Here is a 23,097-nt window from a genome sequence, read left to right as displayed (position 1 = left end):
GGGCCGCCCAGGCCGGCGACCGGCCGCAGCTCATCGTCGTGTGCGTGCCGCCGGACGTGACCGCCGAGATCGTCGCCCGCGAACTCGAATCCTTCCCCGACGCCATCGTGACGGATGTCGCGAGCGTCAAGCTCGCGCCCCTCGCCGAACTGCGCGCCCGCGGCGCCGACATCTCCCGCTACATCGGCTCGCACCCCCTCGCCGGCCGCGAACGCGGGGGACCCCTCGCCGGACGCGCCGACCTCTTCCTCGGTCGGCCCTGGGTCGTCGCCGCCCACGACGGCATCAGCTACCAGCAGGCCACCGCGATCGACGACCTCATCCTCGACCTCGGTGCGACCCTCGTGGAGATGAGTCCCGAAGACCACGACCGCGGCGTCGCCCTCGTCTCCCATGTGCCCCAGGTCGTCTCGACCCTGATGGCCCGGCGTCTCACGGATGCCCCCGCCGCGTCCCTCAACCTCGCCGGCCAGGGCCTTCGCGACGTGACGCGCGTCGCTGCGAGCGACCCCGAACTGTGGGTGCAGATCCTCGGCGCGAACGCGGCCCCGGTGCGCGAGATCCTCACCGCATACCGCGACGACCTCGACCGGTTCATCACCGCCCTCGCCGACCCGGCGGCCCCCGGCGCCCGCCGCCGCGTCGCCGAAGAACTCGCCGGCGGCAACGCCGGCGTCTCCCGGCTGCCCGGCAAGCACGGCCACGACCGCCGCTTCGTCTCCCTGACCGTGATGGTCGACGACACACCCGGCCAGATCGCCCGGCTCCTCAACGAGATCGGCGCCCTCGGCGTCAACGTCGAAGACCTCCGGCTCGAGCACTCACCCGGTGCGGAACTCGGCCTCGCCGAGATCTCCGTGCTCCCAGAGGCCGTCACCCGCCTCACCGAAGAGCTGGCCGCACGCGGCTGGCGGATTGCCGGCTAGCACATGACTGAATCCACGCATCCGCTCGTCGTCGCCATCGACGGCCCCGCCGGGAGCGGCAAGTCGAGCGTCAGCCGTGCCGTCGCCCGCCGCCTCGGCTACGGCTACCTCGACACCGGCGCCGCCTACCGGGCCCTCGCCTGGTTCGTGCGCGACCGCGCCATCGACCCCGCTGACACGGATGCCGTCATCGGCGCCCTGCCCTCCTTCGACTATGCGATCGGCACAGACCCCGACGACCCGGCCGTCAGCGTCGGAGCGGTCGACGTCACCGAGGCCATCCGGGAGCCGGCCGTCTCGGCGATCGTGAGCGCCGTCGCCCGCGTCCCCGCCGTGCGCGCCCACCTCACCGCGCTGTTCCGCAGCATCGCAGCGGGCGTCGACCGGCCCGGAATCGTCGTCGAAGGACGGGACATCACGACCGTCGTCGCACCGGAGGCGGAGGTCCGGATCCTGCTCACGGCATCCGAACAAGCTAGAATGGCTAGGCGCTCTGCGGAAATATCGACTCAATCGGCTCAAACCGTGGCAGATCAGTTGCGATCGAGGGATCGCGCCGACTCACAGGTCGTCGAATTCATGAGCGCCGCAGACGGTGTGAACACCGTCGACTCCACCCATCTCGACTTCGAACAGACCATTGGCGCGGTCATCGAGGTCATCAACACACGTACCGCGAGGACCTCGCATGACTAACGAATACGACGAAACACTTCCCGATCTCGACCCCGACCTCGGGGCAAGACTGGACGATCTCGACGACGACCTGGCGACACAGCGCGCCGCCGCCCTCCGCACCGGGCTCAACGACTACGACCTCGACGACGAGGACTTCGATGTCCTCGACTCGGTGACGGACGACCCCGACGCGATCACCTACCTCCCGGCCCTGCCGGTCATCGCCATCGTCGGCCGCCCGAACGTCGGCAAGTCGGCGCTCGTCAACCGCATCCTCGGCCGCCGTGAGGCTGTCGTGGAGAACACCCCCGGCGTCACCCGCGACCGCGTCACCTACAAGGGCGAATGGCACGAACGCAAGTTCAGCATCGTCGACACCGGCGGCTGGGAGCCCGACGCCAAGGGCATCGACGCCTCCGTCGCCATGCAGGCCGAGCTCGCCATCGAGCTGTGCGACGTTGTCATGTTCGTCGTCGACTCCAACGTGGGCCCGACCTCGACCGATGAAGCCGTCGTTCGCCTGCTCCGCAAGGCCGGCAAGCCGGTCTTCCTCGTCGCCAACAAGGTCGACGACGTGCGCCAGGAGCCCGAATCGGCCAACCTGTGGTCGCTCGGCCTCGGCCAGCCGTGGCCCGTCTCGGCCCTGCACGGCCGCGGCGTCGCCGACCTGCTCGACGCGATCCTCGAGAAGCTTCCCGAGATCTCCGCCGTCGCCAAGCAGGAAGTCGGCGGCCCCCGCCGCGTCGCCATCCTCGGCCGCCCGAACGTCGGCAAGTCCAGCCTCCTCAACAAGGTCGTCGGCGAAGAGCGCGTTGTCGTCAACGAGCTCGCCGGCACCACCCGCGACCCGGTCGACGAGCAGGTCGAACTCGGCGGCAAGGTCTGGCGCTTCGTCGACACCGCCGGCATCCGCCGTCGCGTGCACCTCTCCCAGGGCGCCGACTTCTACGCCTCGCTCCGCACGAGCGCCGCACTCGAAAAGGCCGAGGTCGCCGTCGTGCTCATCGACGTGACCGAGGTCATCTCCGAGCAGGACGTGCGCGTCATCGACCTCGTCCTCGAATCCGGCCGCGCCCTCGTGCTCGCCTTCAACAAGTGGGACCAGATCGACGACGACCGTCGCCGGTACCTCGAGCGCGAGATCGAGCTCGACCTCGCCCACGTGGCATGGGCCCCCCGCGTGAACATCTCGGCGAAGACCGGCCGCCACATGGAGAAGCTCGTCCCCGCCCTCGAGGTCGCCCTCGAGTCGTGGGACACCCGCGTCGCCACCGGCAAGTTCAACGCCTTCCTCGCCGAGCTCGCCGCAGAGCACCCGCACCCCGTGCGCAGCGGCAAGCAGCCGCGCATCCTGTTCGGCACCCAGGCCTCGAGCCGCCCGCCGACCTTCGTCATCTTCACCACCGGGTTCCTCGACCCGGGCTACCGTCGCTTCATCCAGCGTCGCCTCCGCGAGGTCTACGGCTTCGAGGGCAGCCCGATCAACATCAGCATGCGCGTCCGCGAGAAGCGCAAGCGCTAAGCAGTCGTTCCACGCTTGACCTGACGCATGCGTCGCCGTCCCCGGTAGGGGGAGGCGACGCATCCGTCGTTTAAGCGCCTGTGGCGATGTTGCCGGGCCGATCGACGTGCACGGATGCGCCGCCGCCCCGAACCGGGGACTGTCGCGCATCGGCGCTCTCCTCTACATTCGGGCTAGCGCCCCAGCGGTGCCACAGGTGTCGGATCCCCGCCCGAATCGGGGAGCTCGCCACCCGCCACACGTGTCGGATCCCCGCCCGAATCGGGGATTTCGACATTCAAGCCTTACCCGAGGATTGTCCATGCATACGAAGTTCCCTGCTTCGCTGACCCGAAAACGTTTCGCCGCCCGAACGGTGCCGCCCGCCGCACCACTCGCGTCGACTGCGCCGTCGGATGCCCGCATCGCGCCGCCCGCTGCCCGGGCATCGCGCCGAGGCGTCCCCGAGATCGCCTATGGTCGCGCCGCCATCTTCACCGTGGTGGTCGGCTGGGCTGCCCTGCTCGCCGTCGTCATCCTCCGCCAGACGGGAATCGACGGCGCGCCCTGGTCGATCCTCGACCGCGCGCTGTCCGTGGCTGGCGCGACCCTGTGTGCGATCGCGCTCCTCTGCTACCTAGCCGCTCGGCAGGGCGCCCTGATCCGGCTGAACGAGCACGTGCGCGTCCCGCGCAGGGAACTGGAGCGTCACTTCGCCGCACGCCAGGAGGCCCTGACCGTGCTCGTCGCCGGGGGCGACAGTGCCGGTGCCCGAACCGGGCCGCACGCCCTGCGCGCCTCGCTCTGGTCCGCGGCCCTGCAGGAATACCCCACGCTCCGGGTCGTGCTGCTGCTCGACGCCAGCTCAGAGCCGAGCGCCCAGGCCGAGGCCCTGATGATCGTGCGCCGGCTCACCGATGCCCTGGCCGAACCCCGCGCCCGGTTCGAAGACGCCCTGTTCGTGCTGGAGCTCGAACTCGCCTGGGGCCACGACGCGACCGACGCCCACGAGGTGGCCGAAGACCTCATCGACGGCCTCGCCGCCGACTACCGCTGGGCCGTCGCCTGGCTGGCCCGGCAGCGCCTCGACGAGGCCGTCACCGACCCGTCGAGTGCCGTCTTCAGCACGCACACCCTCGGCGGTCCCGCCGCCGACTTCGCCCGCATCGCCGCGGACCTCGACCGGGCCATCTCCGAGCACATCCCGCAGACCCCCGAGCGGATGCTCCGTCTTCAGCGCCGCCTCGCCTGGACGTTCTCCGCCGAACTGGAGATCTTCGACGGCAGCCTCGCCGGTTACGTGGACCAGATCGGTGCCACTGCTACTTCCACCGGCACCGGCACCGGCGATGTCGCCGAGACGGACTACCTGCTCACCCTCGGGCCGGAAGCCCAGCTCCTCAGCGATTACTGCCTGCGCTCGATCTACTTCCTGGACGAACCGGAGCACCGCGGTGTCGCCGTGGTCCAAACCCCGTCGTTCCCGCAGGGCGGCCAGTGCACCGGGCGATTCTTCCCGGGGATCCGCAGCCTCCTGCACCGCAGCGCGTCCCGGTATGGAGCCTCGTTCTGGGTCGGGTCCACCGCGCTCATCCGCACGAGTGCCCTCGGCGATTTCCGTAGCGGTCGGGCCGGGGGAGTAGCGGCCGTGCCCGCCGAAGTGGATGCCCCCCGCGGCCTGGCCATGCCGGCCCGCGCCGCGTCCGGGCCGTCCTCACCGCCCTCGCCGTCCGCACCTGGCTCGGTCTCCGCGGTCGACCTGGGCGTGCGCGGCTGGACGCTCGCGAATTTCCCGGAGCGTCTCAGCTTCAGCCCGGCGGCCCCCGGATTCGGTTCGGTCATCGTGCAGCACCGCCGCCCGCTCCTCGGCGACGCCGTTCTCCTGCCCCGGATCTGGCGGCAGCTGCGCCGCGAGTTCGGGGCCGGGCGGTCCGCTGGCGGGAGCGGTCGTTCGCCCCGGTGGACGCCGCGCTGAGGGACGGGCGTCGCCGGGCGTCCGTTGTGCACACAAGAGGTCGCCGGAGGCGGTAAGCTTTCTAAGTTGTCTCCTGCAGAATGCGCTTCTCGAAGTGTGTTGGCGGAGGGTGACGGGCTGTAGCGCAGCTTGGTAGCGCACCTGACTGGGGGTCAGGGGGTCGCAGGTTCAAATCCTGTCAGCCCGACCAAATGTCCCGGAAACTCAAGGGTTTCCGGGACTTTTTGGTTAGAGGATTTAACGAGAGCCCCGCGCTACGCGAGCGGTCTCATCGAGGCACCCGGCTAAAACCGTAAAGGCCCACGGAACGTCTAGGCTCCTGAGGTCATCCGGGCGGTCGTGTCGAAGGTCTCGTGGACCTCTCGGTCGGCCGCGACGGGCAGCGCTAGAACTCACACCCGCGTGGGAGCGCAGTACGTCCATGTCGAGAGCGGCATCCGGGGTTCCCGGGGGCGAGCATCTCTTCGCTTCCCGAGTCGTCTGCGCTCACCATGAACGGCCGTAGCCGCGTGATTGCTGGGATGCCCATTCCCCCACCCGTTTCGAACGCCCGCGGGGTGAACGCTGGCCTTTCCATCAATCAAGAACCTCCATCGAAACCGGGGGGTGATACTACTGTTGCCGTATGTTCATGAACGAGCCGCTGCCCAGCCACCCCGCTCCGGATAACCCGTCAGGGAAGCTGATTCTCTTGCGCCATGGGGAGACGGAGTGGTCGAAGGAGGGTAAACACACTGGACTCACGGATGTTCCGCTCACCGACCGGGGAGAGGAACTGGCCCGCGGCGCGGGCAGGTTAGTGGCCGGCTACGATTTCTCCCTCGTGCTGACCTCGCCGCTGCAGCGTGCGCGACGCACTGCTGAGCTCGCTGGCCTTCAAGCGGAGGTTGATCCGCTTCTCATTGAGTGGGACTACGGCGGGTACGAGGGGCGTACGACGCGCGATATCCGCAGCGAACTCGGCTACAACTGGAGCGCATTCACCCACGGCGTGATTCGTGGTCACACGCCCGGTGAGACGGTCGAGGAGGTCGCCGCCCGCGCGTCGCGGGTGCTCACGCGGGTGCTGCCTGCCATGGAGGAGGGAAATGTCGCCCTGATCGCGCACGGCCATTTCCTGCGCATTCTCACCGCCGTGTACCTGAGGATGGCCCCTCGATTCGGTGCTCAAATCACCCTGGATACTGGATCAGTCTCCGTGCTCAGCTTCTACCGTGAGCAGCCGGCCATCGTGTCTTGGAACTACGGAGCCGAACTTCCCTTGGTGCCCTCGGAGTCCTAAGACGCAACTCAGGCTGCCCAAGGACTTGCGATTCGGTGCCGGCTGCTGGTGCGCCGGCATGTGAGCGAGGTTGAACATTTCGCGGATGCGGCTGCCTGGGCGAAACCGTCGGACCTAGAACTGCGCGGCCTAAAAGCGCGCGGTACCTCGCAACGGGCGGGGCCGGCCATCCGGGTCCATGACGAAGCGCCCGATGGGGACCGCCCAGAGCCGCTGGATGCGCGTGACCGGTTCGGGAGTGTGGTGGCGCACTCGTCCCGTGGGGCGGGTCGCGCGGTGGCCGGTTGCGTGCCAGTCGTCGAGGCCGTCGGCGGTGGTGTTCCACAGGCGGAGCGCGGCGGCGGGGTCGCCGAGCGCGGGATCGTCCGGGTCCAGGCCCAGGTGTTCCGACCACAGTTGCAGGCGGAGGTCCCGGGCCAGACGCCCGGAAGCATCGGGGCCGTTCCCTGCGCCGGGTGCTTCCGGGGTGCCCGGGGTGGTATCGATGACGGCGCACGTGAGCTCGCTGTCGGTGGTCCACGATCGGCGATTGAAGTTGTCCGAGCCACAGGTGACCCACGTGTCGTCGACGATGCAGACCTTGGCGTGCACGTAGATCGGAGTGCCCGCGGCGTTCTCGAGGTCGAAAACGCCGACCCGGCCTGGCGCGGCGCGGCGGAGCATGCTGAGTGCCCGCAACTGGCCCAGCCGGCTTGCCGGCCCGGCGAGACGCCCGTCGGAGTCGGGATACCGGGGCACGACGACGATCAGGGTCAACTCGGGGTTGCGTGTGAGGGCCGCCGCGAGAGCGGCTGCGACTTCCGTGGACCACAGATACTGGTCCTCTATGTAGATCAGCGAGCGCGCGCGGGCGAAGGCCTTCCCGTAGGCGCGGGCAATGCTGCGCTCCCCGGCAGGCGCGAACGGGAACGGTGGGCGCTTCACACCGTAGGTGCGCAGCAGCTGCACGGCGTGCGGGCCCGCCGGCGGCGGTGGTGGCGCGGATTCCGGCAGGGGCCTGGGGTGCCGGGGCATGCGGGCGAGACGCTGTAGCAGCATCCGGTAGGGCGTGCGCCGGTCCAGTGGGTGAGGGTCGTTCCATCGCTCGGCGAACACCGCCAGTAGGTCTGCCACCACGGGGCCGTGCAGTTCGAGGGAGGCATCGTGCCACGGCGGGCGTTTGCCGTACCGCGGATCCATATCCAGCGCCTGCGGGTCTCCCGTGTGTCCGGCGTCGTCCCGGCGGCCGTGGCAAAGGTCGAGTCCGCCGACGAACGCGATGTCCCGCGACGGGTCGTCCCGACGGCGGATGACGAAGAACTTCTGGTGATGCGAGCCGAAGAGGCGCACGCGCTGGTCCAGCAGCACCTCGCCGCCAGCCTCGTTGATCTCGCGACCCAGCCGTTCGTTGGAGCGGCCGCTCATCGGGGCCGACACGCTTTCCCCGTGGGATCTCCAGACGAGGCCGCGCACTTCCACTCCCGAGCGGGCCAGTCCAGCGAGCAGATCGCCGATCGATGGCCCGTCCGGCAGCATCCGCTCGTCGGCATCGCCACGCCAGTCGGTGAACCAGACGCGGTCTCCCGCCTGCAACGCCGTCAACTCCTCGTGCAGCCGGGCGAAGTAGGTGGTGCCATGCACCAGGGGCACCACGAGGTTGCCCTCCGACCAGGCCGGCGATCCGGCACTACCCGCATGCACGTCCGTGGACAGGTTTCCGCGCTCGGCCCGGCTGAGGAACCAGGTACTCGGATCAGTGCGCACGCGATGCACTTTACGGCACGACCGATCCGAGGCCGAGGATCACTCCTGCACATCCTCGGGTGGGATAAGGGATCCGTGGAAGTGCTGCTGCCGGAACCATCCCGATGTGCCTCCACCGGGGATCTGATGCAGCCAAACGGGCAATGAAACGACCGTGATGTCTCCTTCAGGAGCAGCCGCGTGGATTTCGCACATGGACTGGCTCACCGACCCGCCGATCTACCTTCCACTTTGCGCCGAGGATCGAGCGTTTTCAATCGTTCCATCCGCGAAAGCGGAAGAACGTCCGTAACTTCCTTGGCGGTGCCGGTGTTGCTCGACGTGTCGGTCACGGTTCAGCGCTCCTAGTGCGTGCGGCCCTCGACGGGTGTGGGGCATCGAGCCGGTGTGCCGGTCAGCCCCCGTTGGAGACGGTCGTGGCGGTCGGGGAGATCGCGTCCTCGGGCCAGGCCGACTCGTACGGGTGGCCGGTCAGCTTCTCGACGACCACACGGGCCTCGGAGGTGACCTCGTCCTTGGAGCCGCCGGCCTCGAGGCGGTCGATCTCGGCGCGCAGAACTGCGTGGTTCTGCGGGTCGAGGTACATGAACCGTGAGATGGCGAACGCGATAGCGATGAGGACGAGCGGCCCGACGATGACGACGAGTGCGATGACGTGCTGGGTGCCGGAGCTCTGAACGAGGGGGCAGGAGTTGAGGCACGAGGCGTCGAGCTGCACGCCGCCCTCGCTGCCGGGCTTGAGGAATCCACCCAGGTCCAGGAACCACGAGACGATGAGGGTCGCGACCGCGCCTGTCGACTTGCGGCCGAAGGTCATCACCGCGGCATAGATTCCGGCGCGGTCCTGGCGGGTCATAATCCGGTCGACGTCGGGGATGAACGGGAAGACGTTCCACGGCGTGAACTCGAGGATGGATCGTCCGGCCTGATACGCGAGGCCGACGATGACGAGCAGCACCATCGTCGAGGACGGCTGGATGAGGTAGATCGCGCCGAGGGCGAGCAGGCAGGCGATGATCACGGAGTAGGACATGGCAAACAAGTAGCGCGGGCCCTTGCGGATCATGAGGAATGCGGCGAGCACCGTGGTCGGCAGCCCGATGATGGACAGCGCCTGGAGGGTGAGGCCGAAAGACTCGCTGCCGTGCACGGCGTACACGACGAAGAACGTCAGCGCTGTGGCGAAGATGTCCTTGCCCGTAAAGGAGAAGAGATAGATCGCCAGGTGCTTGCGGAAGCTCGAGTTCTTGAACGTCGAGCCGAAGTCCTTGAGGTTGTCGGTAATGAGCTTTCCGACAGGCACCTTGGGCTGGGCGTCGAGCTCCGCGAGGAACTCCGGGGTGAGCTTGCGCTCCCAGGTGGTGAAGTACGTCGTGATGACGGCGCCGGCGAACAGCACGGAGAAGATGAGACCGGTGATGAGGTAGGCGTTCGGGTTGTTCGTCCCCTTGATCTGGGCCGGGATGAAGAAGACGAGGAAGGTGCCCGTGGCCGACAGGAACATGCGGGTTGAGCTGAGCTTCGTCCGCAGCTTGTAGTTGTCCGTCATCTCGGTGGGCAGGGTCTCCCACGGGATGAGAATCATCGCCATGATCATCTCAACAGCCAGGTAGACGATCAGGTAGTACCAGAAGCCCTGTTGCGAGATCCACAGCAGGGGGAAGACGACGAGGAGCAAGGGTGCGCCGATGAGCAGGAAGAAGTGGCGGCGGCCGAACTTTTTGCCCAGGCGGGTCCGATAGAAGTTGTCGGTCAGCGGGCCGATGATGAGGCTGACGACCGCGTCGACGATGCGGGCGATGAAGAGGATCGTGCCGGCTTGGACGGCGCTGACGTCCCCGTAGGTCGTGAAGAAGTACAGCATCAGGCCGCTGATGATGGTGTTCCAGCCGCCGCCCATGAGGTCCAGGACACCGAAGCCGATGCTCCGGGCAAGCGTGATGGGTCGGGCCGTGTACACGCGTGGGGTCGATTTGTCGATGAGGGGGCTCACGTCATTGTGCCTTCTGCTTCAGGGTCCCAGGCTCGTTCCGGGGATGTCTGCACACTACCATACAAGCACACATGCGTGTGTGATCGAGGCATGAGCACAGCGATATACGGATCCTTCCCTGTGCCGACACGGCCGAGCTCAGCGACTAGGTCCGGCTCAGCGCTTCCTCATCGGCCGCAACATTCTTCTGCACGGCGAACTGGGTCCGGTGTAATTCCTCGTACCGACCACCCACAGCCAGCAGTTCCTCGTGCGTACCGCGCTCCACGATCGAGCCGTCCTCAACCACGAGGATCAGGTCCGCGTTGCGGATGGTGGAGAGGCGGTGTGCGATCACCATCGCCGTCCGTCCCTTGAGCGCCTCGCTGAGCGCCGCCTGCACGGCGGCCTCAGACGTCGAGTCCAGCGCCGCCGTTGCCTCATCGAGGATGACGACGCGCGGCTGGGCGAGCAGGAGTCTCGCGATGGTCATCCGCTGGCGCTCACCCCCGGACAGCCGGTAGCCACGCTCTCCCACCATGGTGTCCAGCTGGTCCGGCAGCGACCGGATAAGCGGCTCGAGCCGCGCACGGCGGACGGCGTCCCACACCTCGTCGTCGGACGCCTCCGGCCTCGCAAGGCGCAGATTGGAGAGGATGGTCTCGTGGAACAGGTGGCCGTCCTGCGTCACCATGCCCAGGCTGTGCCGCATGGAGACGAACGTGACATCGCGGACATCCGTCCCCGCGAGGCGTACGGCGCCGCTGTCGACGTCATACAGGCGCGAGAGGAGCTGCGCAATTGTGGACTTTCCGGCACCGGACGAACCAACGAGGGCAACGGTCTGCCCCGGCTCAATCCTGAAGGACACGCCGTGCAGCACCTCCTCGCCGCCGCGGGTGTCCAGCGTGGAAACCTCTTCGAGGGAGGCGAGGGAGACTTTGTCCGCGGACGGGTAGGCGAAGCGGACGTTGTCGAACTCGACGGCCACTGGGCCTTCGGGGATGGGGACGGCGTCGGGCTTCTCCTGGATGAGCGGTTCGAGGTCCAGCACCTCGAAGACGCGCTCGAAGCTGACCACCGCGCTCATGATCTCCACCCGTGCGTTTGCCAGGCCGGTGAGCGGCGCGTAGAGGCGGGTGAGGAGGAGCGCCAAGGTGACCACGTCACCCGTATTCAGCTGGCCGGCGAGTGCGAGGGAGCCGCCGAGCCCGTACACGAGCGCCAGAGCGAGAGCAGAGACGAGCATCAGTGCGGTGAAGAAGACGAACTGCAGCATCGCGGTCCGGACCCCGATGTCGCGGACGCGGGCGGCGCGGACGCGGAACTCCTCGGCCTCCTCGTCGGGCCGGCCGAACAGCTTGACGAGGGTGGCGCCGGGCGCCGAGAAGCGCTCGGTCATCTGCGTACTCATGGCGGAATTGTGGTCGGCGGCCTCGCGGCGCAGCGCGGCGAGGCGGCTGCCCATGCGGCGCGCGGGCACCAGAAAGATGGGGAGCATGATCACGGCGAGAACCGTCACGAGCCAGGACGTGCTGAGCATGACGATCAGGGTGAGGGTCAGCGCCACGAGGTTCGTGACCACGCCGGACAGCGTGCCGCTAAAGGCCTGCTGAGCGCCGATCACATCGTTGTTGAGGCGGCTCACGAGGGCGCCCGTCCGCGTGCGGGTGAAGAACGCGATCGGCATCTTCTGCACGTGGTTGAAGACGGCAGTGCGGAGGTCCAGGATCACGCCTTCGCCGATCCGCGCCGAGTACCAGCGCGTCACGAGTGATACGGCGGCGTCGGCCACGGCCACGAGGGCGATGACCACTGCGATCCAAACGATCGTGGTGACCGCGCCCTGGGCGACGATGACGTCGACCACCTTGCCGGCGAGTACCGGCGTCGCGACCGCGAGGAAAGCTCCCACGATGGAGAGGGTGATGAAGATCAGAAGCTTGGACCGGTAGGGCACCGCGAACGTCAGGATCCGCCGAACGGACTCACGGGAGAAGCCGTTCTTGCCGTCCCTGGCGGAAGAGATCTTGTACAGCGAGCTCCAGGCCGCGCTTTCCATGCTCATTGAGGTTCCTTCCGTGGGCAGAAGGCCCAGCTTAGATGGCGACGTGCCCCAGCTCGCTGTTCTCCGCTGCGCCGGCTCCGAGGCGGAAGTCAAGACGGTTGTCATCGTGGTTGGTGGTCGTGGTGGTGTTCCAGCCGGGGAACAGCCGGAGACTGACCCCGCGGCCGGGCCGAAGGAGCGGGCCCGGTCGGCGAACCACCGCCTCGACCCAAGTCGGTCAGCGGCACGATGCTGAAATCTTGTGAGCTAGGCTAACAAAAAGCTTGATGTTAGCGATCACTTTCGGCCAAAGAGCCCACTGGCGTGGCATCCAAGTCCCATAACCGGGAAGGGCATGCGTCAGAGGCATGCGTCAGAGTGGACAGCTGCGATAGGGAATAGCTGAGCACACCATAATGTGCCGCGCTCCATTTCATCGCCGAGAACGCACTCATGGCACAACGGCCTAGGCCCGAGACGACGTCCCGGCCAGCCATCCTTCCTAGTGATCAACCGGGGCTGAAACTAGTTCCTCACTCGGAGTGAAAAATGGAAAAAGAAAAAAAGATCGACAGCAAGTTCATCTACTTCTTCGGATCATTCGGAGGCATCCTTTTCGGCTACGACATCGGAGTCATGACTGGGGCGCTCCCGTTCCTGCAAAGCGACTGGGGCCTTGACGATGCCGCCATCATCGGTTGGGTAACCTCTGGCGTCATGTTCGGCGCCATCTTCGGTGGCGCTGTGGCCGGACAGCTTTCCGATCGATTCGGACGGCGCAAGATGATTCTCGCCGCAGCGGTCGTCTTCATGCTCGGATCAATTCTCTGCGGCCTGGCACCCGAGGATGGTGTCATCTATCTGGTCATCGCCCGAATCTTCCTGGGGCTGGCGGTCGGCGCGGCGTCCGCATCGGTTCCCGCGTACATGTCCGAGCTTGCACCCGCGCGGCTACGTGGACGCTTGTCCGGCCTGAATCAGACAATGATTGTCTCCGGCATGCTGATCTCATACATCTTGGATTTCCTGCTGAAGGATCTGCCCGAAGCGTGGGCGTGGCGAGTGATGCTCGCGACGGCCGCAGTGCCGGCTGTGATTCTGTATCTGGGCGTGTTGCGGTTGCCCGAATCGCCCCGGTTCCTGGTGAAAGTCGGCAAGGAAGACGAGGCACTCACGGTACTTCGCTACATTCGCCGCCCAGACGAGGTCGATGCCGAGCTCAGATCGATCACAGAAACGGCCCAAGTCGAGAAGCAGGCGGCTGGCAATACCTCACTTGCAACGTTGTTCGACAGCAAGTACCGGTATCTCGTCATTGCGGGTGTCGGTGTCGCCGCGTTCCAGCAGCTCCAAGGTGCCAACGCGATCTTCTACTACATCCCGTTGATCGTGGAAAAGGCCACAGGTAATGCGGCAAGTTCGGCGCTGATGTGGCCGATCATCCAGGGCGTGCTCCTAGTGCTCGGCTCATTGCTGTTCCTGGTGATCGCGGACAAGTTCAACCGACGCCTCTTGCTGACCGTGGGCGGCACGATCATGGGTGTGTCCTTCCTGCTGCCCGCGATACTGAATACCGTGATGAAGGACGCGAACCCGATGATGATCGTGGTGTTCTTGAGCATCTACGTGGCAGCCTATTCGTTCACGTGGGCCCCACTCACCTGGGTGATCGTTGGAGAGATCTTCCCAATGGCGATTCGCGGCAGGGCCTCTGGTATCGCATCGTCCTTCAACTGGATCGGATCGTTCGCTGTCGGTCTCTTGTTCCCGATCATGACCGCACTGATGAGCCAGGACGCGGTGTTCGCGATCTTTGGTGCCATTTGCATTCTTGGTGTCATCTTCATTCGGACTCGTGTCCCCGAAACTCGTGGCCGCACGTTGGAGGACATCGAAACCAAAAGTATTCCGACCCAGAAAGCTTTCGCTTCTTACGAGAGGGCAGGAAGGTGACGATGTTCTCCGAAAATTCGGGCGCTGCGTGCAAGAGTTACGGCGGATGCGACATATTCAGTAGGTGAGCATCGCCGACACCCCAGCCACCGCGGACAGGAGCGAGGGAGTGGCGCTGCCTGACAGTGCGGACCCGCCCACGACTGCGGCCGATGTGGACTGGTTCACCGTGATGGTCCGCGAGTACTCGACCGCGCTCATCCGCTATTTCGCCCGCCGCGGGCCGCGTCAGGATGCCGAGGACCTGGCCGCTGAGGTCTTCGCGACAGCCTGGCGTCGACGCAACGACGTGCCCCGGGAGGCCGTGCTGCCGTGGCTGTATCGCACGGCGGGATTCACGCTCGCGAATGCGCGCAGGAAGCACATCGATCTTCCGGTCGACGAGGTGCCCGAGTCGGGCGTGGCGCGAGTCGACGGCGATCCGGAGCTGAACAGCCTGTTCGATGCGGAACTCCGTGGCGCGCTGGCAAGCGTGAGCGAGCGCGACCGGCAGATCCTTCTTCTGCACGCGTGGGAGGGCCTGGACGGAGCCGAGCTCGCCGAGGTGCTCGGTATCTCCCGATCCGGGGCGGACGCCGCGCTGTCGCGTGCGCGCAAGCGATTGCGAGAAGCCTGGGGCGAGCGGATGTCGTTCTAGGGCTTCTGCAAGATGCGGCACGGAGCGCACATATACCAGGTGAACCGAAAGCCCGGAGGCTGATTGACATGAACGACGACGACAAACAACAAGACCCGGTCGCCCGGCTGCGTGCCGCCGACCCCGCGGGGGATATCGAGGCACGTGCCGGGTTCGCCGACGAGGTCGTCGCTCGGATGACCGGCCCTGAGGCTGAACCGATGTCCGGATCGGCACCCGTGGCCGACCTGGAGACGGCACGAGCACGCCGACGGCCGCGCTGGCTCCCGTTCGTCGCGGTCGCGGCGTCGATCGCGATCGTCGGTGCCGCGGGATACGGGATCGGAGCGAGCGAAGGCGGGCCGAAGAGCCTGGCCGACGGCGCTGCTCCGCCCATCACTCTGCAGTCCAATGGGCGCCCCGACAGCGTCGCGCACGGCGGAATGGAGACATCCGTGGGTTCTGGCGCCGCGACCGACCAGAAGATGTCTTCCTCGACCTACCCCCACGGATCCGGCCGGAACGCCTTCAGCGCGTCCGGTCTTGGCACACAGGCGGGCACAGCTCAGGCCTACGCCTACGACCCTCGTTCGGCATCCAGCTCAGACAAGGTCACCGCGCTCGCCGCGGCGCTCGGCATCGGGTCACCAGCCGAACTGCGGGACGGCAGCTGGGTCGCCGGCCCGCAGGATGGCAGCGCCCCGAGCCTGTCCGTGAGTCTCGACGGCATGCTGTCCTTCTACTTCCAGAACCCGCAAATAAACCCGTGGAAGTGCGAGGGTGACAGCGCCTGCGAGCCGACCGGCCAGCCGCCGAGCGAAGACGCCGCGATCGGAGCGCTTCGTGCGCTCCTCGCCGCCGCCGGCCGGGACCCCGCCGAGTTCGAATTCACCTCTCAGGTGTCGGAGGGCTCTCCCACACGAACCGTCACGGCAAAACCGGTCATCGACGGGCAGCAGGTCGACCAGGGCTGGTCCTTGGAGATGGCCGAAGGTGGTGTCGTCAACGCCAACGGTGCCCTCGCCGACGTCATCGCTCTGGGAACGTACCCGGTGGTCAGCGAGCAAGAGGGCTTCGAACGCCTCTCAGACCCGCGGTTCAGCGGAGCGGCGACGTCTCTGCCGATCGCCCTCCGCGATCAGGCGTCGACGACCGAGGAGTGGGTGGCACCGACGGAGCCGCCGGCAACACCAGTCGCCGGCACCTCGGTCTCCTGGCCGGTGAACAAGGTCGAGATCGTCAGTGCACGCCTAGGTCTCACCACCCAGTGGCAGCCGGACGGGAGCGTCCTGGTGGTTCCCGCGTTCGCATTCACGGATGCCGAGGGCGGCACCTGGTCGGTTCTCGCCGTCGCGGAATCGAAGCTGGACTTCCGGGCCTTCTAGACCATGACAGTCGCATCGGGCGACTATTTCATTCGCCGGTTCGTGCAGAGGCTGCTCTGCGTCGTGTCACGGGCGACCGCGGCGTTGGTTGACGAACCACTCATGGATCCAAGGATCGCGATCGTCTCGATGCAGGACCGAGTTGTCAGTCTCGGGCATGTCCGGATGGATCACCGCGTGCGTTCCTCCGACGACGTCCACCTGGAATCCATCGATATCGACACTGTCCCCGGGTGCGACGACCGTAACCCGGCCGTCGTTGTTGTGGACCTGCGCCACGACGTCTGCCGGCGCCCAGATCCGGAGCTCTCGCTGGGACTCGAGTGCCGCGGAGAGCAGGTCGACGTCGAAGTGGTCGGGGTGGTCGTGTGTGACCAGGACGGCGGACGTCCCGCCGACCAGCCGAGGCGCAGCAGGTGTGAACGTGCCGGGGTCGATGAGGAGAAAGGTGCGTTCTGTTCGCGGGAGAACCGTGGGATGGGGGTGCTTGTGGAGGATCACGAGAGGGTTGTCGCCTGTTCTGCTTCGGAGTGAGCGTCGGGGTGTGCGTCGAGCGGTGACCCTGGCGCACGGCGGATGCTGACTCGTCGGAGGACGATGGCGACCACCGCGATGAATGCGGCGACGATGAGGGCGTCGATGCCGATTCCGATGCGTAGGGCGAGGAGGCTGGAGAGGCCGCCGGCAGCGGTCGCGATCGCCGACACGATCGGGGTGCCGAGGGTCATGCCGACCTGCTGTGTCATTGTGACCAAGCCGGTCGCGAGGCCCTGTTGTCCCGGTTCGACACCGGACGTCGCGGCAACCAGGAATGTGACGACGGCGACCATATGACCGATCGCGGCTATGAAGCCGACCACGGAGTAGAGGGCGATCGATCCGGGGTGGTCGTTCACGGCGACGAGTGCGGCGGTTGCCAGCGCCTGGGTTCCGAGGCCAAGGAGCATCGCGCCGCGGATACCCAGCCGTCCGACGACGCGGGGCCCGATGACGCCGCCGACGACAGCGCCGACGCCTGTCAAGCCGATGATCAGACCGGTGATGAGCGGGTCGAGTTCCAGCACGTGCTGGAAGTACATCGTGGACAGGAACACAAGGCCGGTCTCCATCGCGAGCGATGCGAAGCCGATGAGGTGACCGGCGAGGATATTCGGCCGTGTCAGGAGCTTCAGGGGCACCAGCGGGGCGCTGTGGCGTCGCTCGGTGCGGATGAAGAAGACGATCAGGACAATGCTGGCGGCGAGACAGATCAGGCCGTTCGGGTCCGTGACGCCGTGCTCACCGAAGCGGGACATCGCGAAGACCAGGGTGATCAGCGCCGTGGTGATGAGCGCCGCACCGCGCACGTCAAGGCGGGCCTGATGCTCTCTGGTTGGTTCGCGGATGATGAGTAGCGCCAGTACAACGACTGCGGCGGCGATCGGGACGTTGACGAGGAACGCTGCCCGCCAGGACAGGTAGTTCGTCAAGATCCCGCCGAACACCGCGCCGGCAGTGAATCCCAGCGAGGCGAGGACGCTGCTCAGCCCGAGTGCCCGGCGTCGGAGCGGCCCCTCCGGGAAGATGGAGGTGATCAGCGCGAGCGCGGCGGGCATCGCGGCCGCTGTCGCCAAGCCCTGCAGCGCCCGCGCTACGAGCAGAACCGCGGGAGAGCCAGCGAAGCCGCCCACGAGCGATGCTCCAGCGAGGACTGCCATACCGATGACGAACATCCGGCGACGTCCGACCCAATCGCCCAGCCGCCCGAGCAACAACGTGAAGCCCGCCGCGCACAGCGCGAACGTCGTCGCGACCCACTGCACATCGGCGGACGCAAACCCCAATGCCGACCCGATTTCCGGAAGTGCGACGTTCAGAATCGAAAAGTCCACCGAGAGCAGGAACTGCGAGGAAAGGAGGATCAGGAGTGCGACGAGTTGGTGTCGGGTCATACGTGAGTGCATTTGCCCTAGCCTGTCGTTGTCGGTGATGACCAGCCAGACCCCCGGTGTGCGTACCACCAGCAGGGTCAGGCTGATCCTCCCGACCGGTCGCTGCACCGCGCATACTGGGATGATGTCAACAGAGTTTGGGGACTTCCTTCGCAGCCGCCGCGCCGCGCTGACTCCGGAAGCGGTTGGGGTGAATGCCTATGGGGCGCGGCGTGTTCCCGGACTGCGGCGAGAAGAGATCGCTCAGCTGGTCGGCGTGAGCGTCGCCTATTACACCCGGCTCGAGCAGGCAGCGGATGCAGAGCGAGCATCTGATCAGGTGATCGAAGCCCTCATTCGCGCCATGCGGCTCGACCCCGATGAAGCACTCCACCTCCGTCGCCTCGCGCGCCCCTCGTACGCGCGTGCGATCGGTGTCCCAGCCGAACGGCCGCGCCAGAGCATCTTGCGGCTCATCGCGGCCCTTCCCGGGCCTGCGATCGTCTTCGATCACGCCAACGATATCTACGCCTGGAACAGGCTCGGTCACCTACTACTTGCCCACGACCTTCCCTTTGACGCGACCGAGCGGGACGACATCCGTCCGAATTTCGCCCAGCGCTTCTTCCTCGGATGCGCTGGCCCCGAGCTGTTCGAGGATTCAGAGACCATGGCGCGTGAAGTCGTTGGGTTCCTCCGGTACTCGTCGAGCACCTGCCCCGACGACAAACGACTCAGCGGAGTCATCGGTGAGCTCGCACAACGCAGCGACGCGTTCGCCAGGATCTGGGCTGAGCACCCCGTGCACGACCTCAGCTATGGCCAACACCTTTTCGCCCACCCCTTGGTCGGTCGGCTCACCCTCGACTTCGACGTCCTCCGGCCAGCTGAATCCAACCTGCGCGTCCTCACCTACCAGGCACAGCCGGGCACCCCCGACGCCGACGCCTTACAACTCCTCGCCCAACTCAGCCAGTGACGGATGCGAGTGGGCACGTAGCATCGGTCGCGTGAGGTCCATATCATCCGTCACCGGGTCGTAGCTGTCATCGCTCAAAGGGGTTCGGACGGCCACTGGAGGGCGCTCCTATCCCCAGCGGGGACGCGGGACTACGCTGACGAAGCTCAGGATCTTGCGAATCCCGTCGAGACCATCGTGGTTGCCCGATCGACCTGCCTCGACCTGAAAACCGAAAAGTGGAGGAACGAACATGGCCACCGAACACGCAACCGTCCCGGCTCGCTCCCCATATCGAAGGACTTCGTTGATCGCGGGCATCCTTTATGTGCTCACCTTCGTCTCGATTCCGTCCCTCGTCCTGTACGGCCCGGTAAAGGGTGCGGACTATGTTCTTGGCCCCGGCCCGGACACCGGGGCCTTGCTCGGCGGTCTCTCGGAGATCATTGTCGCCCTCGCGGGTATCGGCACCGCCGTCGTTCTGTTCCCCGTGCTCAAGAAGCAGAACGAAGCGGCCGCACTGGGCCTGGTGGCCGCACGGATACTGGAGTCGAGCGCCATCTTGCTCGGCGTTGCCGTGATCCTGACGATCGTGGCATTACGGCAGGGCGGTACTGGAACAGACGTCGTGGTCGCCGGCCACACGCTCGCCTACCTGTACGATCGCATCTTCCTCTTGAGTCAGAGTTTCATGCCGGCCGTCTGTGACCTGCTCCTGGGGATCTTGCTGTTCCAGTCCCGTCTGGTGCCCCGGGCCCTGTCCCTGATCGGAATCGTTGGAGCCCCCGTACTCCTTGCGAGCTATCTCGCCGTATTCACCGGGCTCATCGGTCAACACGACGCATTGGCGGGAGCCTCAGCGCTCCTCGTTGCCGTATTCGAGTTCTCGCTCGGCATCTGGCTGATCTTCAGAGGGTTCAGCCCCCAGGCCATCGTGGCCCTGGAAAAGAGGAGCTTGTTCAGCGCTGCTGTTCGATAGTTCACCGGGGTCCTTCCCGTCGCCACTGTCTCGGATTCCGAGGTACGCGCACAGACGACGGCAGCGTCGGGAACAGATTCCGCGGGGATGTCGCCGGGTCTCGGGATCGAGTGCGTTACTCCGACTCCAGCGCCTCCGCGATCTGCTTGATCGTCGCCAGCCGGCGGTCCCACTGCGCCCCGATCAGGTCGAGCCGCCGGGCGGTCTCGGCGAGCTGGCTGCCCAGCACCCGGTACCGGACTTCGCGACCCACTCGCACTGGCTCGACCAGTCCGACGTCCTGCAGCACCGCCAGGTGCTTGGCGATCGCCTGGCGCGAGACGGGGAGGACCTCGGCGAGGGCGGACGCCGATGCGTCCGCCCCGCCGAGGGCTGCCAGGATGCTCCAGCGCGTGTCATCGCCGAGGGCGGCGAAAACGGGAACGAGGGTGGACGCGGTCACTCGGAACCTTCGAGGTAGGCGACCAACTCGTCCAGCTCGAAGTCCCAGCCACCGCGGTTGCCGTCCATGCTCGCGGCGGGGTCACGGAGGGCGTCGAAACCGGATTCGACGACCGTGAGTTGCGTGCCGGCATCCACTGTTTCGAGGGTGAAGCGGAAGACGGTGGTCTCGCCCGACTCGAGAGTGGATGCGGCGGCGTTGCTGTTGCCCCAGCGGTAGGCGATCATGTGCGGCGGGTCGAGCTCCTCGATGCGGACCGGGAAGTCGCCATGGTCGGACCAGCCGAAGACGCCGGTGGTGCCGACCGCGAGCGGTGACAGGGTTGCGTGCTCGGGAAACCAGCGGGCGATGTGCTGCGCCTCGGTGACGGCGGCCCAGACCTTCTCGATGGGGGCTGCGATGGTGATGGTTCGTGAGACGGTGAACTTGTCGGCATCGATAACGGACAACTCGTTGATCTTCGTGCTCATGGTGCATCCCTTCGGTGGATTAGTCCTTCAGTTGATTACTGCAACCTAAGCGTTGCACAAGCGAAGAAAAACTGCAACCAAAAAGTTGCAACCGAGTGTTGCTGTCCTGAGGACAATTCAGAGCGCGGTTGCCATTGAAACGAAGCGGCCCGACAGATGGTGCGCTTTGTGGAGGCGACGCGTTATTCGCTCTGCACGTCGCGCATCCACCGGCTGCTGTGTTGGCCGCTTTCGGGGCCTCCAGCGGTTATCGCACGCGCTGGGCGGTGAACTGCATGCGTGGGTGCGCATAGGATTCTTGCGCCTGAACGAGCTGCAGTTCTCGCTCACCTGACTGGTAGGTCAGCTCGAGGAGATCGAACACGCTGGACACGGTCCGTTCCAGCGCCACCGCAGCGTCACCTGTCGCGCGGTAGTGCGCCGAGAAAAGCGCCGCGGTGACGTCGCCCGATCCGTTCGCTTTGAAAGGGAGATGGGGCGTCTGCACGATCCACGCTCCCGTAGCATCCACGGCGAGCATCTCGACGGTGCCGGGTTCGCGGTCGGGGCGTTCCACGCTGGTCACGAGCACGGTGTCCGGTCCCATCGCCCGGGCGATGTCGACGGATGCGAGTGTGGAGTCCAGCGTCGAGGGCTCGGTTCCGGTGAGGAATCCCAGCTCGAACTGGTTCGGAGTGATGATGTCGGCCACGGGGACGACGCGATCCCGAAGCAGGTGGGGGATCTCGGGCGCCACGAAGCACCCGGACTTCGCGTTACCCATCACGGGGTCACACGCGTAGATGGCCGACGGGTTCGCCGCCTTCACCCGCTGCACCGCATCCACGATGACGTCGCCGATCCCGGTGCCGCCCTGGTATCCCGAGAGCACGACGTCGATCTGGGGGAGCACACCACGTTCTTCGATACCGAGGATGACATCGTGCACGTCCTCGGGTGCGATGAGGGATCCGCGCCACGCGCCATATCCCGTGTGATTGGAGAAGTTCACCGTGTTGACCGGCAGCACTTCGACCCCGATGCGCTGGAGGGGGAACACGGCTGCGGAGTTGCCAACGTGGCCATAAGCGACGGCCGACTGAATCGAGAGAATCTTCACGACACCAATCCTCCTCCCTACGAGCAGCCAGGGCCGCCGGGAAGCTCTGCACCGGAATCCGTGGGCGGGCGCAGCTACTTCGCGGAAGTGCTCAGCGTCGACAGCAGCGCGGCAGGTGTTTCAGGCTCATTGAGTGAGAGTGCGAACTGCTTCCCATTGGTGAGGGTGACGACGACCCCTGGTCCTGTGCGGAGGATGATCGCTGACCGCCCGGGCATGAATCGGTAGCCCCAGCCTCCCCAGTGCATCGGTTCCAGCGTATTGGTGTGCACGGACTCGATGTCCGTGAGCGGAATGGTCTTCAGTGCGATGCCCAGGAACCAGGTGACGACTTTCAGGCCGCGCCAGTCCACGCTGATCCGCAGTCGGGCAAACCCCAGCATGAGGACGGCCAGAAGGAGAAGGACCACGGCACCGAAGACATCCGCCCCGGGCTCGCCCTCTCTGGTTGTGAGGATGAGCAATGCCGCTGCGGCGGCGAACAGTGCCAGGCTCACGATCGCGAACAACGGAACAGTGACTGTGGTGATCCAGGCACCGATCTCTGTCGGCCCAAGCACGACCTCCACCGGATGATGTTCGGGTTCGGCAGCCACCCACCGGTGCGCGAGTAGGAACGGAATCAGGCCGTACCCGAGCAACGCCATGAGGAGCAGTGGCCACGCACCGACCTGCGGTTCCGCGCCGGGACCGGACGTGATCGTTGATCCGGCGATCATCAGCCAGCCTCCGGTTGCCAACCCTGCCGCGAAGCCGCTCCACAGGAATGTCTTGCGGCGAGTCGGTGCCGCACCCTCCCGCAACGCGAACGTTGCGATGAGAGCCGAAGCTAAGCAGACCACGACCAAGAGCGCGATTGCCATCCACGTCGGCCACGTCGAACTGACCCCATGGCTGCCCCACTGGCGGGGCAGGTCGGTCGGAAGCTCTTCTCGCCAGATGAGCCAGGTCGTGACGACTGCGGCGAGGGGGACCCAAACTGCGACCGCAGCGAGGACGTCGCGAGCGCGTGCCCGTCCGGAACTGCGTGCACCCATAGTTGGACTCCTTCTCCATTTGTTACAGAATCCTGGTAGCTGCTCACTGTGCTGTCTCGGGACGTCCCTGACACTTCATGTCTCGGGACGTCCCTGACACTCGGGTCGGGATGTTGCGGGCTCG

At 66.2% G+C, this 23,097-nt stretch carries 21 protein-coding genes and 1 tRNA gene; 11 read left to right on the top strand and 11 right to left on the bottom strand.

Features of this window, described 5'->3' with window-relative positions; genetic code table 11:
- From QN357_RS08580 to QN357_RS08555, 6 genes are all read left to right on the top strand, one after another.
- Positions 1-926 (top strand): prephenate dehydrogenase (locus QN357_RS08580; RefSeq protein ID WP_323504763.1); only part of this gene is annotated, 926 nt, incomplete at its 5' end.
- A gap of 3 nt (positions 927-929) precedes the next feature.
- Positions 930-1,622 (top strand): (d)CMP kinase, encoded by a 693-nt coding sequence (gene cmk / locus QN357_RS08575; protein WP_134450162.1) that lies wholly within the window; start codon positions 930-932, stop codon positions 1,620-1,622.
- Positions 1,615-3,126 (top strand): ribosome biogenesis GTPase Der, encoded by a 1,512-nt coding sequence (gene der / locus QN357_RS08570; RefSeq protein ID WP_134450163.1) that lies wholly within the window; start codon positions 1,615-1,617, stop codon positions 3,124-3,126. The genes cmk and der overlap by 8 nt, the downstream gene beginning before the upstream one ends.
- A 301-nt stretch (positions 3,127-3,427) precedes the next feature.
- The gene (locus tag QN357_RS08565) at positions 3,428-5,080 is read left to right on the top strand and encodes a hypothetical protein (RefSeq protein ID WP_322140733.1); all 1,653 of its coding nucleotides are present in this window, start codon (positions 3,428-3,430) and stop codon (positions 5,078-5,080) included.
- Between the two features lie 113 nt (positions 5,081-5,193).
- Positions 5,194-5,270 (top strand) — tRNA-Pro (locus QN357_RS08560).
- A 435-nt stretch (positions 5,271-5,705) separates the two neighbouring features.
- Positions 5,706-6,362, top strand: coding sequence for a histidine phosphatase family protein (locus tag QN357_RS08555; RefSeq protein ID WP_323504762.1), 657 nt, complete (start codon positions 5,706-5,708; stop codon positions 6,360-6,362).
- A 129-nt stretch (positions 6,363-6,491) separates the two neighbouring features.
- On the opposite strand, the gene QN357_RS08550 is transcribed toward QN357_RS08555, so the two are convergent.
- The 5 genes from QN357_RS08550 to QN357_RS08530 form a co-directional block, all read right to left on the bottom strand.
- Positions 6,492-8,105, bottom strand: a complete 1,614-nt coding sequence (locus tag QN357_RS08550; RefSeq protein ID WP_166791034.1) for a phospholipase D family protein — start codon at positions 8,103-8,105, stop codon at positions 6,492-6,494.
- Positions 8,106-8,308: 203 nt separating this feature from the next.
- Positions 8,309-8,437, bottom strand: a complete 129-nt coding sequence (locus QN357_RS08545) for a hypothetical protein (protein WP_322140735.1) — start codon at positions 8,435-8,437, stop codon at positions 8,309-8,311.
- Between the two features lie 62 nt (positions 8,438-8,499).
- A complete protein-coding gene (locus QN357_RS08540; protein WP_322140736.1) occupies positions 8,500-10,098 on the bottom strand; it encodes an MFS transporter in 1,599 nt (532 codons plus the stop codon).
- 145 nt (positions 10,099-10,243) lie between these two features.
- On the bottom strand, positions 10,244-12,145 hold the full coding sequence (locus tag QN357_RS08535) for an ABC transporter ATP-binding protein (protein ID WP_322136113.1): 1,902 nt from the start codon (positions 12,143-12,145) through the stop codon (positions 10,244-10,246).
- 31 nt (positions 12,146-12,176) lie between these two features.
- Complete coding sequence (locus tag QN357_RS08530) at positions 12,177-12,344, bottom strand: hypothetical protein (protein WP_198413402.1); 168 nt, start codon at positions 12,342-12,344, stop codon at positions 12,177-12,179.
- A 329-nt stretch (positions 12,345-12,673) separates the two neighbouring features.
- On the opposite strand from QN357_RS08530, the gene QN357_RS08525 reads away from it, so the two are divergent.
- From QN357_RS08525 to QN357_RS08515, 3 genes are all read left to right on the top strand, one after another.
- Positions 12,674-14,077, top strand: coding sequence for a sugar porter family MFS transporter (locus tag QN357_RS08525; protein ID WP_134558554.1), 1,404 nt, complete (start codon positions 12,674-12,676; stop codon positions 14,075-14,077).
- Between the two features lie 64 nt (positions 14,078-14,141).
- Entirely contained in the window at positions 14,142-14,714 is a 573-nt protein-coding gene (locus QN357_RS08520; RefSeq protein WP_322140737.1) for a sigma-70 family RNA polymerase sigma factor, read from the top strand.
- 68 nt (positions 14,715-14,782) lie between these two features.
- Positions 14,783-16,078 (top strand): hypothetical protein, encoded by a 1,296-nt coding sequence (locus QN357_RS08515; RefSeq protein ID WP_322136110.1) that lies wholly within the window; start codon positions 14,783-14,785, stop codon positions 16,076-16,078.
- A 66-nt stretch (positions 16,079-16,144) separates the two neighbouring features.
- On the opposite strand, the gene QN357_RS19565 is transcribed toward QN357_RS08515, so the two are convergent.
- Together QN357_RS19565 and QN357_RS08505 are read right to left on the bottom strand one after the other, a co-directional pair.
- Positions 16,145-16,579, bottom strand: coding sequence for an MBL fold metallo-hydrolase (locus tag QN357_RS19565; protein WP_369125143.1), 435 nt, complete (start codon positions 16,577-16,579; stop codon positions 16,145-16,147).
- Positions 16,576-18,009, bottom strand: coding sequence for an MFS transporter (locus QN357_RS08505; RefSeq protein WP_322136108.1), 1,434 nt, complete (start codon positions 18,007-18,009; stop codon positions 16,576-16,578). The genes QN357_RS19565 and QN357_RS08505 overlap by 4 nt, the downstream gene beginning before the upstream one ends.
- A gap of 124 nt (positions 18,010-18,133) precedes the next feature.
- Between QN357_RS08505 and QN357_RS08500 the strand changes: the two genes are divergently transcribed.
- Together QN357_RS08500 and QN357_RS08495 are read left to right on the top strand one after the other, a co-directional pair.
- Complete coding sequence (locus QN357_RS08500; protein WP_134450270.1) at positions 18,134-18,967, top strand: helix-turn-helix transcriptional regulator; 834 nt, start codon at positions 18,134-18,136, stop codon at positions 18,965-18,967.
- A gap of 286 nt (positions 18,968-19,253) precedes the next feature.
- Positions 19,254-19,925 (top strand): DUF4386 domain-containing protein, encoded by a 672-nt coding sequence (locus QN357_RS08495; protein WP_322136107.1) that lies wholly within the window; start codon positions 19,254-19,256, stop codon positions 19,923-19,925.
- A 115-nt stretch (positions 19,926-20,040) separates the two neighbouring features.
- Here QN357_RS08495 and QN357_RS08490 read toward each other — a convergent pair whose 3' ends face one another.
- From QN357_RS08490 to QN357_RS08475, 4 genes are all read right to left on the bottom strand, one after another.
- Positions 20,041-20,367: an ArsR/SmtB family transcription factor gene (locus QN357_RS08490; RefSeq protein ID WP_134450194.1), complete on the bottom strand. Its 327-nt coding sequence runs from the start codon at positions 20,365-20,367 to the stop codon at positions 20,041-20,043.
- On the bottom strand, positions 20,364-20,837 hold the full coding sequence (locus tag QN357_RS08485) for an SRPBCC family protein (protein WP_322136106.1): 474 nt from the start codon (positions 20,835-20,837) through the stop codon (positions 20,364-20,366). The genes QN357_RS08490 and QN357_RS08485 overlap by 4 nt, the downstream gene beginning before the upstream one ends.
- Positions 20,838-21,084: 247 nt before the next feature.
- The gene (pdxY, locus tag QN357_RS08480) at positions 21,085-21,936 is read right to left on the bottom strand and encodes a pyridoxal kinase PdxY (protein WP_322140739.1); all 852 of its coding nucleotides are present in this window, start codon (positions 21,934-21,936) and stop codon (positions 21,085-21,087) included.
- Between the two features lie 74 nt (positions 21,937-22,010).
- Complete coding sequence (locus tag QN357_RS08475) at positions 22,011-22,973, bottom strand: hypothetical protein (protein WP_322140740.1); 963 nt, start codon at positions 22,971-22,973, stop codon at positions 22,011-22,013.
- Positions 22,974-23,097 lie beyond the last annotated feature (124 nt).

Source organism: Cryobacterium sp. RTC2.1, assembly GCF_035018685.1.
Classification (GTDB): domain Bacteria; phylum Actinomycetota; class Actinomycetes; order Actinomycetales; family Microbacteriaceae; genus Cryobacterium; species Cryobacterium glucosi.
This window is presented reverse-complemented; position numbering and strand designations above follow the sequence as displayed.